General features: G+C 44.0%; 13 protein-coding genes. 3 read left to right on the top strand and 10 right to left on the bottom strand.

Features of this window, described 5'->3' with window-relative positions; genetic code table 11:
• Positions 1–38: 38 nt before the first annotated feature.
• The 4 genes from A5878_RS02680 to A5878_RS02665 are packed head-to-tail and all read right to left on the bottom strand — an operon-like array spanning position 39 to position 4,717.
• Positions 39–1,310 carry a sugar ABC transporter substrate-binding protein gene (locus A5878_RS02680; RefSeq protein WP_086294521.1) on the bottom strand — a complete coding sequence of 424 codons (1,272 nt, stop codon included), beginning with the start codon at positions 1,308–1,310 and terminating at the stop codon, positions 39–41.
• 45 nt (positions 1,311–1,355) lie between these two features.
• Positions 1,356–2,507: a glycoside hydrolase family 88 protein gene (locus A5878_RS02675; protein WP_016609652.1), complete on the bottom strand. Its 1,152-nt coding sequence runs from the start codon at positions 2,505–2,507 to the stop codon at positions 1,356–1,358.
• On the bottom strand, positions 2,491–4,332 hold the full coding sequence (locus tag A5878_RS02670; protein WP_086294520.1) for a DUF2264 domain-containing protein: 1,842 nt from the start codon (positions 4,330–4,332) through the stop codon (positions 2,491–2,493). The genes A5878_RS02675 and A5878_RS02670 overlap by 17 nt, the downstream gene beginning before the upstream one ends.
• On the bottom strand, positions 4,295–4,717 hold the full coding sequence (locus tag A5878_RS02665; protein ID WP_086294519.1) for a hypothetical protein: 423 nt from the start codon (positions 4,715–4,717) through the stop codon (positions 4,295–4,297). The genes A5878_RS02670 and A5878_RS02665 overlap by 38 nt, the downstream gene beginning before the upstream one ends.
• 177 nt (positions 4,718–4,894) lie before the next feature.
• On the opposite strand from A5878_RS02665, the gene A5878_RS02660 reads away from it, so the two are divergent.
• Positions 4,895–5,938: a LacI family DNA-binding transcriptional regulator gene (locus A5878_RS02660; RefSeq protein WP_005232137.1), complete on the top strand. Its 1,044-nt coding sequence runs from the start codon at positions 4,895–4,897 to the stop codon at positions 5,936–5,938.
• 59 nt (positions 5,939–5,997) lie between these two features.
• On the opposite strand, the gene A5878_RS02655 is transcribed toward A5878_RS02660, so the two are convergent.
• Positions 5,998–7,665 carry a heparinase II/III family protein gene (locus tag A5878_RS02655; protein ID WP_086294518.1) on the bottom strand — a complete coding sequence of 556 codons (1,668 nt, stop codon included), beginning with the start codon at positions 7,663–7,665 and terminating at the stop codon, positions 5,998–6,000.
• The gene (locus A5878_RS02650) at positions 7,662–8,510 is read right to left on the bottom strand and encodes a hypothetical protein (protein ID WP_179190614.1); all 849 of its coding nucleotides are present in this window, start codon (positions 8,508–8,510) and stop codon (positions 7,662–7,664) included. Before A5878_RS02650 ends, A5878_RS02655 begins: the two co-directional genes overlap by 4 nt.
• A gap of 169 nt (positions 8,511–8,679) precedes the next feature.
• Between A5878_RS02650 and A5878_RS02645 the strand changes: the two genes are divergently transcribed.
• Positions 8,680–10,515: a DUF2264 domain-containing protein gene (locus tag A5878_RS02645; protein ID WP_086294516.1), complete on the top strand. Its 1,836-nt coding sequence runs from the start codon at positions 8,680–8,682 to the stop codon at positions 10,513–10,515.
• 244 nt (positions 10,516–10,759) lie between these two features.
• Here A5878_RS02645 and A5878_RS02640 read toward each other — a convergent pair whose 3' ends face one another.
• Positions 10,760–11,245: a hypothetical protein gene (locus A5878_RS02640; RefSeq protein WP_086294515.1), complete on the bottom strand. Its 486-nt coding sequence runs from the start codon at positions 11,243–11,245 to the stop codon at positions 10,760–10,762.
• A 91-nt stretch (positions 11,246–11,336) separates the two neighbouring features.
• Positions 11,337–12,104 carry an AraC family transcriptional regulator gene (locus A5878_RS02635; protein WP_010748756.1) on the bottom strand — a complete coding sequence of 256 codons (768 nt, stop codon included), beginning with the start codon at positions 12,102–12,104 and terminating at the stop codon, positions 11,337–11,339.
• Positions 12,105–12,205: 101 nt separating this feature from the next.
• On the opposite strand from A5878_RS02635, the gene A5878_RS02630 reads away from it, so the two are divergent.
• Positions 12,206–13,738, top strand: coding sequence for an alpha-N-arabinofuranosidase (locus A5878_RS02630; protein WP_086294514.1), 1,533 nt, complete (start codon positions 12,206–12,208; stop codon positions 13,736–13,738).
• Between the two features lie 243 nt (positions 13,739–13,981).
• Here A5878_RS02630 and adhE read toward each other — a convergent pair whose 3' ends face one another.
• Together adhE and A5878_RS02620 are read right to left on the bottom strand one after the other, a co-directional pair.
• Positions 13,982–16,573, bottom strand: coding sequence for a bifunctional acetaldehyde-CoA/alcohol dehydrogenase (gene adhE, locus A5878_RS02625; RefSeq protein ID WP_086294513.1), 2,592 nt, complete (start codon positions 16,571–16,573; stop codon positions 13,982–13,984).
• Between the two features lie 228 nt (positions 16,574–16,801).
• Positions 16,802–17,302: an NUDIX hydrolase gene (locus A5878_RS02620; protein WP_086294512.1), complete on the bottom strand. Its 501-nt coding sequence runs from the start codon at positions 17,300–17,302 to the stop codon at positions 16,802–16,804.
• Positions 17,303–17,388 lie beyond the last annotated feature (86 nt).

Raw genomic sequence — 17,388 nt, 5'->3', positions numbered from 1 at the left:
AAGGAACTTTTTTGCCCAAGTCCCTTCTCTCGTTAGGACTATTCGGTTTCAGATTTCACCCTTTTTTCCATATTCGCAATGCCTTCTTTTGGTGTTTCGTCCCCTACAAGAATCAAGTCATGTTCTTCTTGCAAGATTTTGTCGATCGCTGGTCCATTTTCATCGACAGGAAACTCGATCGCGACGGTTTCTGGATTGAAGGCTTTTTTCGATACTTCATCGGCGGGCATGCCTTCACGGGAGAAGTAAAGTTCATCAATGGCGTCAGTCTTATACGAAGGAACGACACCGACTTCTGCTAATACTTTGGCGCCTTCTTCACCAGAACAAAAGTCTAAGAACTTTTGCGCGGCTTCTTGATGTTTTGAATTTTTATTGATGGCAAAAGCAGTCGGAGAACCAAATGTCGTTACTTCCCCTTTTTCATTTTGCGGCATTTCCGCAATACCCCACTCGACATCTGTCTTGCCATCGTCGATATTGGTCATCAATGCACCCATATACCAAGTTCCCATGTACATCATGGCTGCTTTTTCATTTTCAAATTGTGATTGGTACGTAACTTTCGTTGATTTTGCTGTCCCAAAGTCCATTTGCGCCTTTTCGTCTTGCATCCGCAATGCACGATCATAATATTCTTCTAAATAGTCGTATTGAGGATCGATCAAGTTGGCGCCATTTTGGGCAGCTGCAATCGCTTGGGTAGTGGAACGCCACGTGTGTTGATACGCACCATAAATTTGTTCGTCTGGTTTTGTTAGCTGCTTGGCAAGCTCCTCATATTCGTCCCAGGTGATGTTTGATGGGTAGTCTAAGCCTGCTTCATCGAACATTTTTTTGTTATAATACAAGACCCAAAAATCCGTCCGATACGGTTGTGCATAGGTTTTGCCTTCTACGTCATACATGTCATAGCTTTCTTGCGCTGGGGCAATATCCAATGATCCGATATGGTCGGTGAGATCCACCAATTGGTCCCGCAACGCATAATTAGAGTAAGAAAGTAAATTTTTCATGGTCAAAATATCTGTCGTATCTCCTGAAGAGAGCATCGTCGTTAGCTTGGTATCATAATCATCTGAAGCAATATCGACAGGTTCAACGGTAATGCCTGGATTCGCTTCTTCAAAGGCACGGAATAGTTTTTCGAATTCAGGTGTCGTATCGTAATTCCAAGTGGTTACGGTCAATTTGATGTCGCCATCTTCAGAAGCAGCGGAATCATCTGTCGCTCCGCCTCCACACGCTGCCAAGGCTGCGATTGTCCCAAACATCGTTACTGCTAATAAACCTTTTTTCAAAAAGTGCATGTTCATTCCTCCATTAAACATTTTTTTAAAGGGTCGCCCCTAAAACTACCAATAGGAATACCAACTTTGTGACACCCGCATCAGCGCTTCCATGTAATAGTAATCGCCCCAGATCATGCATTCATCGACCCCTTTGAGGGAATTCTTGTCATAAACCCCATGCATCAATAGTCCGTTTGATTCGGGATGGTCGATCGTTGTATAGTTTTGGGCTAACGACGCCAAGATCGCCAAGGCGTTTTCCTGATAGGCGGCTTGGTTTGGCTGCGTGATCGGTAAATGTTTCGCCAGTTCTAGCAAGCCACAGACTGCGATGGCGGCGGCCGAACTATCCCTTTCTTCCTGACTACCATCGTTAAACACTAAATCCCAATAACTGACCTTGTCCGCCGGTAATTCAGCAATAAAGTAATCCGCAAGGTCTTGAGCAGTCTTCAAGAAACTGGTATCACCGGTGTAAAGGTAACTCAGCGTAAATCCGTAGATTCCCCACGCTTGCCCTCTCGCCCAGCAGGAATCATCGGCATAGCCTTGTTGGGTATTGCCGCCGATCGCCGCTCCAGTTTCAACGTCGAAGTAATAGGTGTGGTACGTCGTGGCGTTGTCTCGCACGATGTATTTCTGGGTCTGCTTGGCATGAGCATAGGCTGCTTGTTTGTAGGATTCATCCCCCGTCATTTGGGAAGCAAAATACAATAGCGGCAAATTCATCAAGCAATCAATAATGATGCGCCCTCGTTGTTGCGGATCATCGAGATTGCCCCACGCTTGAATGATCTGGGCTTTGGGTGAGTAACGGGCCATCAATAGATCGGCGGCGGCAATCGCGAGTTTTTTCGAAGATTCCCGTCCGTTCACTCGATAGTCGGCAATCGCAGTCAAACTATACAAAAACCCGATATCATGGGTTTCTAGTCCAATTCTTTGGTCCAATCGTTCTTGGAAAGAGTGCAGTTGTTTTTCGATGGTTTCATCAAATTCTGTTGATCCCGTCAGTTCTTTACTCAAAAACAACATGCCAGTCCAAAAACTCGCCGTCCAATCATGGTTGGCTTCTGGTCGATAGACAAGCTGTTCACTTGCTGCAGGTGGGACCAACGTGTCAAAGGTCTTAGTATTCTTTCTTACTTGATTAACGGTGAAGTCGATTTGCTCGGCTACCCATTGTGATAGCTGTACGTCATAGCTGGTTTCCATTTTTTCCTCCTATTCGCTCAACCTGGATTATATGTCCGGATTGATTGATCGTAATGTTGTTTGTTGTCACTTCGACGGTCACTGCTTGTTCTTGTTCTTGTGGAAGCAAGCCGGTGACGAGGGAAACGAACAGGTGCTTTCCTGCTTGTCGTTGAGCAGTTAAATACGGCAGCCACGTTGCAGGATACAAGAGGTTCGTATTTGGCTCCGTTCGTATGACATCGCTCGTTTCATAGCCAGCGATCGCCTCGATTTTCGAATAGCCGATCGATGTTCGTACCGCAGCGCTGCTTGCGGTTTTTTCAGTGATGGCAGTTGCCTCTTTCGGTGATGAAAACCCACCCTCATAGAAAGAAAGGGCGCGCTGAGAATTGATCTCATGAATGCGAAGGTGACTGCCTATCAGTGGAATGATTGTTGTTTTTATCTGGACGTCTTCCCATGGATTCCATTCATGAATGATCCGATCAGGTAAAAGCTGATACTGGCGATCCAATCCTTTGGTGCGAAAGTAATGGTCATCTTCTGATAAAGCCAATGTGTTGTCATAATTTCCTTCATAAAACCAATAATTGCTCTTGGGCACGCTATTGCCAAACGTCGTTGAGTAGACAAATTTGCTATATTTGCTGCTGGCATGACTTTGATAGTTGATACATTGTCCTGCAGGAAACATCAAGGCATGGGTCAAGTCTTGATTGTGTTGATAAAAGTTCTTACTGATGGGATGAGCCAGTGTTCTTTCAGTGATCACTAATGGCGCTGGGGTGGATTGCCAATAGGGATGCTCCTTTGGTACCGCTAACAAAAGAAAGATTTTTAACGCCCAATAAGGTGAACCTGGTGCATTGTAGCCTTCGGCAAAGATCAGATTCTGGTACGAATAGCCGACCGTCAGTATCCCTTCGGAAGTAAAAATGTCTTGCTGCATCCACTGATGCAGGTGACGACTGATCAACCCTTTGATCTCTCCCCATGGCAATGCTTCAACATCCGCAAAAACCAATGCGCTGAAGAAAGAAACTTGCGCAAAGCGATACGTCAAACTTCGACCAAAAGGAACGGCAGCTCCACCTGCTGCAAACCAATGCTTGAAGGTTTGAGCAAACTCGGTGGCTCGTTGTTTGAACTTCCTTCCCCTTTCAAGATCCTCAGGGACAAATCGACAGTACAGAAGACTATAGTAGTGGATCGCAAAAGATACATAGTAATCGATTTGAGTGGCTACTCCGTCACAGTACCATCCTTCCCCTAAATAAAAGGTCTCGATCAATGCCAAGTCAGCATCGATCTTTTCTTGGGAAAAGCTGCTGCCACAACGCTTCATGGCTACATTGACGAGAACCCGAAAGAAATGCCAATTGTTTGCGGGAATTTCTCGTTGATTGACTTGGATCAGCCACGCATGGAGATTATCTTTTTGGCGTTGGGAGAAAACATCCCACGTTTTTTCCTTGTTTAATAATAAAAAGGTACTTAGCGAAGCCATTTCCACGATTCGTTGGTCGAAGTCTTCCACAACACCCCAATAATCGGGACTCTCTGGATCTGTACCAGCAATAATTCCTGAGAGATAGGTTTCCATGAATGAATCTTCTTGCTGGGTTAGATAAGGCGCGAGTCCCCAAAGCGGTCGCAAGAACGCTTCAAGTTCCTGTACCTCTTTCTCATAGACAGTCCCATGGCTGCCTAAAGCCAAATGACCGGGACGACTGCTTGCAAAAGCGGGTTTGAGTTGATCCATGATCGTTTTGAAGCCGGCTGCTACATCTTCATAACTTTCAAATTTATTCTTTTTCAATTGCTGCAGCTTCTGTGATTGCATCCGCATCCTTCCTTTCAATCAATGTCGCTTTAATAAAACCATAATATTCTCCGTAGACCGTCACCACATCTTGCAGTTTCAGTTGTTGCCTTTGTTCATTGAATACTTGGTACTGTCCAGCCGCTGTTTCTAGAATAAATCGATCCCCTTTCTCAATGTCTGCTGTTTTCGCATCACTCTTTACGATGGTGCCAGATAGCTTCACGAATTCATGCAACGGGACGACACCTTGCGAAAAATCTTCGTCAGAATAACAAAGCGCTCGTTCTTTTAATTGCTTTTCGCTGCTTTGGGAAAATGCTTGCGTCTGCGTTGTTTCATTTGGAGAACAAGCAGTCAACCCCATAAGTAGACCCAGGATAAATAACGAGTTAATCCACTTCATTTATGCCACCCTCATTTTTAAAACGCTTTCTTCATTTCAAATCATACTTTTTTTTAGGAAAATAATCAATAGTTTTTCCTAAAAAAAGTAAAATTTTTACTTGAGGGCAATTTCTCTCTTGGTTTTTTTACTAAAAAGAAATATACTGAAGAGGAGAAGCATTGGAGGAGGGATTCTATGGCTACGATTACCGACATAGCGACCATAGCTGAGGTATCAATATCAACCGTATCACGGGTTCTGAACTACGATCCTAGTCTTTCAGTGACCGAAGAAACCAAACGAAAGATTTTCGAGGCAGCTGAAAAACTAAATTATACGAAATACAAAAACAAGCAAAAGCAGCGTGAACTACCAGTGGATGTACCAAAAAAACACAACAAATCGATCGGGATCGTTCAGTGGCGGATGGATGATGAAGAATTGGAAGACATTTACTATATGTCGATTCGTTTAGGTGTGGAAAAACGCGCCGCCGAACTGGGTTGCGACCTGTTAAAAATCTCCAACCTTGATGAGTCAGTGATCCAGTCCGTCGACGGCTTACTGGCAATCGGCAAGTTTACAGAAGAGCGGGTCAAGAAACTCCATGAGCTACACCCCAACCTCTGTGTGATTGGCAGTAACTTTCCCCTGGATGACTACGATTCTGTCAATACCGATTTTACGCAAGCAACGGAGTTGGCTCTTTCTCACTTGATGGGACTTGGTCATCAAAAAATCGCCTTTATCGGCGCCGAGGAAAGTCAAAATATGTATGGGTATCGGCGGTACAAAACGCCAACGGTCAACACCTATGTCGATATGATGCAGCATTATCAGCTGTTTGATGAGGATTATTTCATCGTGAAAGAAAATAGTCGGTTGGATGTCCAAACGGGGGAAGAATTAACGGAGCAGGCTTTGGCTTTGTGGCAAGACCGCTTGCCGACTGCGATTTTGGCAGCCAATGATGCCTTTGCGATCGGGGTCATTCATACGCTAACGGCTCATGGAATCAAGATTCCTGAAGACATCAGTGTTATGGGCATCAACGATATTTCGGTGTCCCGCTATGTCTCTCCACCCCTTTCTTCAGTCCAAGCATTTACTGAAGAGATGGGTGAAACGGGGTTAGAGCTACTCTATAACCGCATCGAAAATCCTGGGATCGCCAGACGCATCTTTTTAAGTACACAGCTGGTGATTCGTCAATCTACCGCAAAACCAAAAGAAGGCTGAGAAGGTGCGGTGTCTTCTTGCATTGATCAATGTCATTGCAAGGAAGCACCGCATCCTTCTCACCCTTTTTTTATTTTAATGGTCGTTTTGATTTCCCCTGTCTGCTCAAGCGCGTATTCGGCTTGAATCAAATACGCTTGTGCCTGTACACCATGGTGATCTTGATAAGTGACTGGCTGTATTTGGATCTTATCACTGGTAAAACCAAGAACACAGCGTGCTTTTTTTGTCATCAGTTGAACGGTCTTATCTTGCACCATTGGTGGTATGTTCGTAATAAAGTTTTCCACCACCAGATTCTTTGCTTGGTGCTCGTCAAAGACAAAATGGTCTTCGATCGTTACTTGTTGCTGCGAGATAACGAAGCGCCGCTGGTATTCAGTGACCGCTGCTTTCGGATAGAACGCACTGAGCTCTAAGTCAAATTGCTGGTCATTGACCTGCAGCACCGTTGCTTCCTCGGCTGTTACGCGTTGGGTATGCTGGTTGATGATTGGCAGCGAATGACTGATTGCGGCTGCGGGAAAGTAGTGATAGCGCGTGTTCTCGTCAAAATACTCTTTGGTGTACTCCCCTGCACCAAGGTCCGTCAGAAACAACTCCTCCGTCGTTCCTAAGACAAAATGACCGACATCAAGATGATTGTGGCTTTCTTGATTGCTCCCCCCTTTGGCAGCAAAAAAGAGATTCTCCTGCACATCTTTTGCCATGAACCACTGCGCTTGTTCAAAATAGTGATGAAACGAGGCATTCGTTTCTCGTGTGATCGCTTCGTTATGCCAATACAAATTTCGATAGCTGTGGGCAAACCGGTAGCAAGGATCAAAATCTAACGGACTGACCCCCGATAATTGGGGAACCACCACGCCCAAATGCTCGTAGCAATAACTGACCAAGCCACTAGGCAGTTCGATCGCCGAATAATCAGAAAAAGGAATGTAATGCCCTGGAGAAATCATCGTGTAGTAAGGAAAAGCGGCAATTTTTCTGGTTTTAGGCTGCTTTAGGTAGGTGTCTTCTTGCAATACTTCTGCCAACAATTGTGCATAATACAGAAAATAACCAAACCCATACGCCCAGTAACCGACGCCTTCTACACAAGCACCATCTTCGCCAAAGCTGTTGAGATAGCTTTGCATTGCAGTATCCAATCGTTTGATCATCCGCAATTGTCGCTTGCTTTTTTTCGGCAATACATAGAGCGCCGTCATTCCAAGACAGCCACCAATAACTGCGGACCAATTGTTCTCTTTTGTCTCCCACTCCCAGGTTTGCTCCTCGAAGGGTAAAAAAAGCCGTTGATCGATCTCATACAACACTCGTTCTGTGATGACTGGTGAAAGGTCTCCCCCAACCAACATAAACAACTCTGCTAAGGATTGCCCAGTTTCAGCTGCAAAAAGATCGACTGTGTGGCGCGCTTGCGAAGAAAACTGGCCATCGACAATCGGCAGATGCGCTGGCAGACACCATGTATATTCATTGCAGATTTCCCAAATCACTTGCTCCAACAGCACTTTGATCGCTGCCTTACGCTCCATTTCATAAGCAAGTCCTAAAACCACCAACATCCGTCGACGGGCAAAATAATGGGATTCGAAGGCAACACGATTCCCCGATTCGAGATACTCTTGATAGCCTTGATAAGGCAAATAGGGAATCTCACCAGTGTCAAGGTACGCCTGTGCCGCCTGTAAAATTTCTTCTTTTACATCTGCTGGATTCACGCGTTTTCCTCCTGAATGGAGCGTCCGAAGACTTCGATTTGGGTCAACGCTGGAAATGGTGAGGGATCGTCATTTTGGATCAGCTCATGCAATTTCACCCAAGTGACCGTTCGCGGCTGGAAAGAAAACCGTTGAGGCTGGCTGCTTTTGACCGTCTGCAAGATTTCTTGACTCCCGTCGGAAAACGCCAACGTGACTTGTTGCCAATAGCTATCATGGGGAAAATCCGCCCGTAACGTAAGCGTACATTGGTCGATGCGGACCTCATGACCAAAGTCGATCGTCAAAGCGGCATCTGCTTGTTGATTGATCCCCCATGAGCCATAGGGATAATTGCCATGAGACGTATTGGCAAAAATGCCATCAATAGCGTTACAAGCGAAAAACGTCGCATCATCTCTTGTTTCAACATTGGCATGGGCATGCGGATAGGCACCCAAGAATTCTTTTTGATCATGAGGGTTTAAGGCGACATTGCGGTAAGCCGCTAGTTCTTCTTTTGTTGCTACCCGCACACTCAAATAATGGCTTTTCCCAGAAAAACGGCCTTCTGGCGCGGCTTCTTTGGCATTTTCACTAAGATGTACGGGGTAGATCCACTCGTTGCCTTTGATGTACACCAAAGTAGTCGCCAGCGTTTCATCGAGTGTGACCCACACAAATTGTCCACTGCGTGAGAGCGAGACAACGATTTTATCTCCGTCCTCGTAACAATACTCTTGGGATGCCAACGTGACAAAGTCTTCCGCCGTCGCTTGAAGAAGGGTAGGTTCACTTTCAGGTGTTCGTTTGCCTTTTTTTACTTGATGCTTTTGGTCATAAATCGTTAAGGAAATCTGGGTCATTGCATGTAGCTCCTCTCGTATTTTCTCCATTATAGCGATGTCGACAAAAAAATGTAACAGGTTCCAGCGATTTTTTACTATTTTTTTACTTAAAATCGAGAAATGTAACAGTTTCCATTTCTTTATTTTACTAAATAAAGTAAAATAACAAATAAAAGGAGCTGTTTGCATGAGAAACTTCCAAGAAGCATTAAGTAAGAACCCTCTTCGAACCAAAACTGATCTAGAAGAGGCCCTTGTTGATCTGGTCACTCCCGTATACGAATGTATGGCACAACAAGGAACTCCCGGGAGGGTCCACCTAGGAAATTCAGGAGCGGTGTACACTCAGGAAAAGAGTGACATCGAAGGCTTTTTACGGACACTCTGGGGATTAGGCCCATTGTTCAGCCAAGAAGAAGCGTGCCTTCGTTACCCAAAACTTTTTCAACAAGCCAATGCCGGGATCGTTGCAGGCACCACCCCGACCTCTCAGGAGTACTGGGGAAAACTGCATGACTACGACCAATTGTTTGTGGAAATGGGTGCCCTTGCTAGCTATTTGATTTTTACCAAACCCGTCTTTTGGGATCGCCTCACACCAAGAGAGCAAACAAATCTCTTTGATTGGCTCAATCAGATCAATCAGCACACCATCCCTAAAACCAATTGGCTCTTCTTTCGGATTTTAGTTAATACCTTCTTTGAAATGGCAGCATTGCCTTTTTTAGAAACAACCCTTTTGGCTGATCAAGAAGAGATCGAGAGGTATTACTTAGCAGACGGCTGGTATTTTGATGGCTATGAAAACCAAATCGACTATTATATTCCTTTTGGGATGCAATACTACGGACTCCTTTACAGTGTTCTTACTTGTCGTTCCCAATGCCCTTATCAGTTTAGCTATCGTCAAAGAGCCGCTACGTTTGCGCAATCCTTTAAGCAGTGGTTCACGAAAACCGGTGCGGCATTGCCTTTTGGTCGTAGTCTAACGTATCGGTTTGCGCAATCAAGTTTCTTTGCTGTCGGTGCTTTCGCCGATATAGAATATGAAGGCTTCACAAAAAATGAAGGAAAATATTTACTGTTACAAAACATGCGTTACTGGTTTCGCCAACCAATCTTTACGCAAGAAGGCTTTTTAAGTATTGGCTATGCCTACCCCAACCTAAATATGGCTGAAGGCTATAACGCACCAGGATCGCCTTATTGGGCTTTCAAAAATTTCTGTGTATTGGCAATCCCAGCGGATGCTGAATTTTGGACGCTTGAGGAGCAGGTGCCAACCTTTGCCACACCGGTGCGCAATCCGCATAGTCGGATGCTCTTGGTGCATAACCAAGAAGGGACAGAATTGCAAGCTTTCACTGCGGGGCAACATTCCCACGAACATGCTCACGGCAATGCCAAATACGAAAAGTTTGTCTATTCGACAACGTTTGGGTTTAGCGTACCGAAAGCAACCGTTTTACTGAAACAAGGTGCCTATGATAATACATTGGCGATCTCAGAAGGGCAGACGGATTTTAAAACGGCTTTTGGTTATGAAGCCTTTGCGATTGAAGATGACTACGTCTATAGTCGCTGGCGCCCCTACGAGCAGGTCGTTATCGAAACCTTTGTGATTCCGATGTATCCTTGGCATCTACGTTACCATCGGATTCAAACGGATCGAAAGTTGCAACTGGTCAATGGCAGCTTTGCAGCACCAGCTGATGGTGCTGCGCTTTCTAGCAAAGAAGGCACCTTTTATCAAAGCTCGGTTGGCTGTGTCGGTATCAAAAGCTTCCCGACGCATCAAGAAGGTACCCTCTTGATGCCAGAACCCAACACGAATCTACTTTATAGTCGAACAGTCATCCCTCAAATAAGCAAAACCGTTCTCGCCGGACAACAGGAATGGCTCGTTGCGTGTTTAGGCAATGCCTTTTCTGATCAGATTCCACCCTTTGATGTCACTATCACAGCGGACAAAGTAGCAATGAGCCAAGGGGATCAGAGAAAAACCATTCAGCTTAGCTACTAGCAAAAAATTACTGGCAAATGCTAGTAGAAAAGCTACCGAAAACACCTTTCTGATTTACGGGATTGAAGAATGTCCCCCCAGAAGTTCGATTTCAGTCTAAGGTTTCAGCGTCGGTACCTTCTGATCCCTCCGTCTCTATTGGCAAAAAGCAAAAAAATACTTGTACCACAAAACGGTGCTTCACGTATTGTGAAGTGCCGTTTTTTGGGTACAAGTGATTCATGTTTTGATCGACGATCAGTGCTTATTTCCCAAAAAGCTTTTGGAGAAACCCTTTTTTCTCAGGGACTTCCTTTGTTTCAGTCACCTGAAGCGGTCCAGTTTCCTTCACGACTTGCTGAAAGCCACGATTGTCTTGCAGCAACAGACCGTTTAGTTCCAGGATCCCAGACAGACTGCCAATCATCCGCCGCACTTCTCCCGCACTTTTGCCGAAAAAGCGCTGGTCGTCATTTGCTTCGGCTTCTTCCAAAATAACCAGCAGCTGCTGGATGCTTTGATTTTGTTCACCTAAGACGTACGACAACTGGTCAACTTCCACTGTTGTAATGGCCGCTGACGGTACTAAATCTGTTACGAGCTTTAAGCTATCTAAATAATCCTTTAAGTCAAAAATTAACGTTTGTGCCGCTTCATTATTCATTAATTGGCTTTGACTCAATTTTCTTTGTAGCGCTTCCATTTCACTTGAACGTTTAGAAAGTTCGCTTACGATCGTTTCTGTATCCATACGCCACCTCCTAATGACATTGTCCCGTTTTCTCTTTCATCCGTCAAGAATTCGTCGGACTTTTTTCTGCGTTTTTACCGATCAGACCTGCCTATTGCTCCTGTTGGTACTTTGACGGTGCGCAGCCATAGCGCTTCGCAAAGAGCCGATTAAAATGGTTGATGTTTTGGAACCCAGATTGAAACGCCGCCTCTCGAATCGTTAGTGTTTCGTTACTGCGTAAATAAAAAAACTTTTGAAACCGAGCTTGCAATAAATCTTCTTTGGGCGTTGTATGAAAAAATTGTTGATAAAGCTTATAGAATTGGCTTTTACCGATGGAAAGCTCTCGGCTAAACTGGTAAAAATCCCATTGCTGTTCGCAATTGACTAACATTTTCAACCGCATCGCTTGAAACAGTTGATAGTGTTCGTTTTGTGGTTGCGGGATGCTTTCTTCAAAATTGCGTTCAAGTAAGACCAATAGGTTTGTCATATACGCCGCGATCAATTCTTCCGTGTGCCGTTGTGGCAACAAGGATTCATGATTGATCTTTTGGATCAATTTGTTGATTTGTTGAATATTTTTCGGCTGGAACAGTTGATTACAAGGGATCGCATAGGTTTCTTCGATCACCTGATCCGTTTGAAACTCAACAAAGCTATTAAAAAAATCTTCTTTGCCACGATAATCTTGATAGACGGTTGGAGGAAAAAGAATGCAGCTACCTTTTTCACTAGTTTCTTGATGACCATCTTCAAAAGTGAAAACCATTGGAGACAACGTCAACACGAAAAGATAATGCTTTAAGCCAGAGGGGCGATAAATATGATCGGAAACAGCATTGTGCATTTGAAATCCTGAATAGGTTACGTTCAACTTCTCACTCCTTCCTACTTGTCTTTAGTATAAAGAAAACGGACAAAACGTCAATAGAATAAGACAGAATGTAGTGTTTATTTTCATGGACTATCGCTACAATGAAAGAAAAGAAAGGGGTTGCAAAATTGAAGAAAACTACGATGTATTTAGACAAACACTTTATTTTGGCACCAGTCGACGAACGGATCTACGGCTCTTTTGTGGAGCACTTAGGGCGCTGTGTGTACGAAGGGATCTATCAACCAGAAAGTCCTTTTGCCGATGAGCAAGGCTTTCGTCAAGATGTCGCTGCCTTGATCAAGCAGTTGAATGTGCCGATCGTCCGTTACCCAGGAGGCAATTTCGTCTCTGGGTATAAATGGGAAGATAGCGTCGGCCCTAAAGAGCAACGGCCAGCAAAAATCGATTTGGCCTGGCGGGTAATCGAAAGCAATCAGTTCGGCTTAAACGAATTTATGGATTGGACCAAACAAGTCAATACGGCACCGATGATGGCGATCAATCTTGGGACACGAGGAATCGAAGCAGCGAAAAACTTGATCGAATACACCAATTTAAAAGGCGGCAGCTATTATAGTGACCTCCGTCGTGCCCATGGGGTGGCCGATCCTCATGACATCAAACTTTGGTGTCTAGGCAATGAAATGGACGGTCCTTGGCAAGAAGGACATAAGACAGCCGATGAATATGGCCGGCTCGCAGAAGAAGCTGGCAAAGCGATGCGTTTGGTGGACCCAACGATCGAAACCGTCGCTTGTGGTAGTTCTTCTCTCACGATGCCGACCTTTGGCATGTGGGAAGATACAGTATTAAGTCATTGTTACGATCAAGTCGACTACATTTCCATGCACCAATATTATGGCAACCGTAACGGCGATAGCCAAGATTATCTAGCAAGCAATGTCGCAATGGATCAGTTCATCAGTCAAGTCGCAGCAATCTGTGATGCAGTGAAAGCCAAACGCCGAAGCAAGAAGACGATCAATATTTCCTTCGACGAATGGAACGTCTGGTATCACTCAAATGAACAGGATCAAAAAATTGAACCTTGGAGTCAACACCCACCACAATTAGAAGACGTCTATCACTTTGAAGATGCGTTACTCGTCGCAAGCATGATGATCACGATGCTTCATCACGCAGATCGCGTTAAAATCGCCTGCATGGCACAGCTGGTCAACGTGATCGCACCGATCATGACTTCCGATACTGCCGCTTGGAAACAAACGATTTTTTATCCCTATAAAATGATCAGCAACTATGGTCGCGGTCACGTGTTGCATAGTATTCTTCGAGGGGCTGATTTCGATAGCAGCCACGGAAAAGCTTCTTATGTGGATGCCATTGCGATCGAAAACGAAGATGACTATTTGACCTTTTTCTTAGTAAATAAGGATTTGCAGGATGCCAATGAATTCACTTGCGACTTGCGTCAATATGATTCATTGCAAATCGCTACCCATCAAGTCTTGCACCACCCAGACTTGCATGCCGTCAATACCGAAGCAACCCCGAACAACGTTGTGCCCGTCAATGGAAAAACAGCGGAATTGAATGACGGCATTTTGCGTGTCGTCTTGGAAAAACAAAGCTTCCAGATGCTACGCTTGAAGAAAAACGTCAGCAAGTAACGAGCGTATCTGTTTGAGCAAAAAAAAAGCAGCAGCCTTGGTGACATCCTGAAAAAACGAGACTTTTACGGAGTGGAGAAATCCACTCCTTTTTTATGCCCCCCTGTTCAATTGCTATTTTTCGCATTCTTAACTGATCTGGGCAAGGAAGCGGCAACTGTCGGCTTACTTTTCCAAAAAAAGAGACGACAAAAGAACACCCTGCGGCAGCTAAGATACCGCAGGGTGTTCTTGATTCATTGTTTAGCCGTTATAGGCATCAACGATGATTTGTTTCAATTCAGAGATTAGTGGTTCTTTTGGATTTGCTGTTGTACATTGGTCTTCGTAAGCCAATTCAGCCATGCGATCAACTGTTGTATCTAGTGTTTGTTGAGTGACGCCTTGCGCTTTCAAGCTCATGTCGATACCCACAGATTGTCCTAATTCGTAAACAGCTGTTGCCAATGCTTCAACCAATTCAGCCGTTGTTTTGCCTTTAAGGCCTAAGAATTTCGCAATGTCTGCGTAATCTGTATCGGCACGGAAGAAGTCATATTTAGGGAACATTGCATGTTTTTGTGGGTCTTTGGCATTGTAACGGATAATGTGCGGTAAAAGAATCGCATTTGTACGTCCGTGAGGAATACCATATTCACCACCGATTTTGTGAGCTACAGAGTGACAAATACCTAGGAATGCATTGGCGAAGGCCATACCTGCCATTGTTGAGGCATTATGCATTTTTTCGCGAGATTCCATATCAGGTGTTTTCACTGATTTTTCTAAGTAGTCAAAGACTAACTTGATTGCTTGTAAGCTCAATCCACGAGTGTAATCAGATGCCATTACTGACACATAAGATTCGATCGCATGAGTCAAAACGTCCATTCCAGTGTCTGCTGTAACAGAAGCAGGTACTGACATTACGAATTGAGGGTCAACGATTGCAACATCTGGTGTCAATGCGTAATCAGCTAATGGGTACTTCACGTGTGTTTCACTGTCAGTGATAACCGCAAATGGTGTTACTTCAGAACCAGTACCAGACGTTGTTGGGATACAAACGAATTGCGTTTTTTCTGGTTTGTCGATCTTGTATGTCCGTTTACGGATATCTAAGAATTTTTGTTTCGCGCCGAAGAATGAAGTATCTGGGTGCTCATAGAACATCCACATGCCTTTGGCAGCATCCATTGCTGATCCACCACCAAGGGCGATCACTGTATCTGGTTTGAAATCAACCATCATTTTTGTTCCAGCGTAAACGGTGTTTGTTGATGGGTTTGGTTCTACGTCAGAGAAGACTTCGATTTTCACGTCATTTTTACGACGAGCAAGTACTTCACGAACCGTATCGCAATAGCCGAATTGAACCATACCAGGGTCACAAACGATCATGACACGTTCAACGTTTTCCATTTTCTCCAAGTACATTAGAGAGTTCTTTTCAAAGAAGATTTTTGGTGGCAATTTAAACCATTGCATATTATTTCTCCGTTTCGCTACAGTTTTCACGTTGATCAAGTTCACAGCAGAAACATTTCGTGATACAGAATTTTTCCCGTATGAACCACAACCAAGTGTCAATGATGGAATCATTTCGTTGTAGATATTTCCGATACCACCTTCTGCAGATGGTGTGTTAACTAAGATACGGCAAGCTTTCATGCGTAGGCCGAATGCTAATTGCAAGTCTTCGTTTTCAGTGTGGATCACCGCTGTATGGCCTAATCCGCCTAAATTAAGCATTGCTTCACATTTTTCGAACGCGTCTTCTGTGTTGTTTGCTTTGATCATTGCTAAAACTGGAGAAAGTTTTTCTCTTGATAGTGGGTAATCAGCACCGACACCGTCAAGTTCAGCGATCAATAATTTTGTTCCTTCTGGTACGTTGATGCCTGCTAATTTCGCAATTTCCATTGCTGAATGTCCAACGATTGCTGGATTTACGGCATATTTTCCTTCGTTCATCACGGCATCTTCAAGTTTTTGTAATTCTTTTGCTTTTACAACATAGACTTGATGTGCTTCAAATTCTGCTTTCACAGAGGCATAGACTTCTTTATCAACGATCACTGCTTGTTCAGAGGCACAGATCATTCCGTTATCAAAAGTTTTTGATACGATCAAGTCATTGACTGCTCGTTTCACTTTCGCTGTTTTTTCGATATATGCAGGTACGTTCCCTGGTCCAACACCTAATGCAGGTTTACCAGTTGAGTATGCTGCTTTGACCATGCCAGCGCCACCAGTTGCTAATACGATCGCAATTCCTGGGTGGTTCATCAATAAGCCAGTCGCTTCGATTGATGGATGTTCGATCCATTGCACACAGTTTTCAGGTGCCCCAGCAGCGATGGCTGCATCACGAACGATACGTGCAGCTTCTGCTGAACATTTTTGTGCAGATGGGTGGAAAGCAAAAACGATCGGGTTACGTGTTTTCAAAGCGATCATTGCTTTAAAGATCGTCGTAGATGTTGGGTTGGTTGTTGGTGTTACCCCACAAACGACACCAACTGGTTCAGCGATTTCGATCAAGCCTTTTTGTTTGTCTTCATTGATCACGCCGACTGTTTTGTCATGTTTGATACTGTTCCAAATATATTCTGAAGCGTACATGTTTTTGATCGCTTTATCTTCATAGATACCACGGCCAGTTTCTTCTACTGCCATTTTAGCTAAAGGCATATGTTTGTCTAATGCTGCCATTGCCATTTCATGAACAATGTGGTCCACTTTTTCTTGATCAAAGCTTTCCATTTCTTTTAACGCCACATTTGCCTTCGTTGCTAAATCGTCAATCATTGCTTGTACGTCGATTGTCACTTCTTTTTCCAATGTCTTAGCCATTGTATGTCCTCCTAGTTTTTAAACATGTTTTGTTTGTTAACTACTTCACATACAGATCATACAACATCTTTTTTCGTTTGTAAATAGTTTTTGTGATTTTTTTCACAGTTTTATTAAACTCCCATTAAATTAAGCGTTTTCATCGTTTTGCACCGCAATATTCCTTGAAAAAACTGTCCTAGGCAGTAAGAAAAATGAATGTGTTATATTGAACAATATCTAAATTATTTATAAAGATTCGTGAACATGTGGCTTACTTAAAACGGACCATTCCGTAATCCGCTGCCCTTTCTCAATGAATTGTTTTTTACGTCCGTACTCACAAGCCTTCAACACTAGCGGTGAGGCATTGGCGGCGTGAAATTGTTCTTGCGGCAAAAAGACACAGCCTAACGAATCTTGTCCATCAAACTGCGGGGCATGTGAAATTGGTGTTCCTGCTGTTTCTTCGATTTGAAAAAAAACACAGATATGATTGTTCATTGTTGTCTCTTTGTATCGCCAAGGATAGAGAAAATTAATTGTTCCTAATTGATGATAGCTAGTGACGGTCATGCCGGTTTCTTCTTTAAATTCTCGGCACAGCGTGTCTTCCAGCAATTCACCTGCCTCCATGCTGCCGCCTGGTAAATCATAGCGGTTTTGATAAGGTCCCGCCTTCTTTTTGATGACGGCCAAGCAGTTGCCTTGAAACAAAATTCCATATACTCCAAATGCGGTATGGTACATCTTCTCAACTCCTTTTATTGATCATATATCTTCCAGAAGCAAGAAGCAACAGATTGCCAAGTTTGGCTTAATCCGCTGCTTTTGCA

It is taken from the genome of Enterococcus sp. 3G6_DIV0642 (assembly GCF_002140635.1).
Taxonomy (GTDB): Bacteria; Bacillota; Bacilli; order Lactobacillales; family Enterococcaceae; genus Enterococcus_D; species Enterococcus_D casseliflavus.
The sequence above is the reverse complement of the archived record's forward strand: the minus strand, read 5'-3'. Positions and strand labels throughout refer to the sequence as shown.

Excerpts from the sequence above, each read along its gene's own strand:
- A5878_RS02645 (WP_086294516.1), top strand. The coding sequence starts at position 8,680 with ATGAGAAACTTCCAAGAAGCATTAAGTAAGAACCCTCTTCGAACCAAA.
- A5878_RS02675 (WP_016609652.1), bottom strand. The coding sequence starts at position 2,507 with ATGGAAACCAGCTATGACGTACAGCTATCACAATGGGTAGCCGAGCAA.
- A5878_RS02650 (WP_179190614.1), bottom strand. The coding sequence starts at position 8,510 with ATGACCCAGATTTCCTTAACGATTTATGACCAAAAGCATCAAGTAAAA.
- A5878_RS02660 (WP_005232137.1), top strand. The coding sequence starts at position 4,895 with ATGGCTACGATTACCGACATAGCGACCATAGCTGAGGTATCAATATCA.
- A5878_RS02630 (WP_086294514.1), top strand. The coding sequence starts at position 12,206 with ATGAAAGAAAAGAAAGGGGTTGCAAAATTGAAGAAAACTACGATGTAT.
- A5878_RS02665 (WP_086294519.1), bottom strand. The coding sequence starts at position 4,717 with ATGAAGTGGATTAACTCGTTATTTATCCTGGGTCTACTTATGGGGTTG.
- A5878_RS02670 (WP_086294520.1), bottom strand. The coding sequence starts at position 4,332 with ATGCAATCACAGAAGCTGCAGCAATTGAAAAAGAATAAATTTGAAAGT.
- A5878_RS02640 (WP_086294515.1), bottom strand. The coding sequence starts at position 11,245 with ATGGATACAGAAACGATCGTAAGCGAACTTTCTAAACGTTCAAGTGAA.
- adhE (WP_086294513.1), bottom strand. The coding sequence starts at position 16,573 with ATGGCTAAGACATTGGAAAAAGAAGTGACAATCGACGTACAAGCAATG.
- A5878_RS02680 (WP_086294521.1), bottom strand. The coding sequence starts at position 1,310 with ATGCACTTTTTGAAAAAAGGTTTATTAGCAGTAACGATGTTTGGGACA.
- A5878_RS02620 (WP_086294512.1), bottom strand. The coding sequence starts at position 17,302 with ATGTACCATACCGCATTTGGAGTATATGGAATTTTGTTTCAAGGCAAC.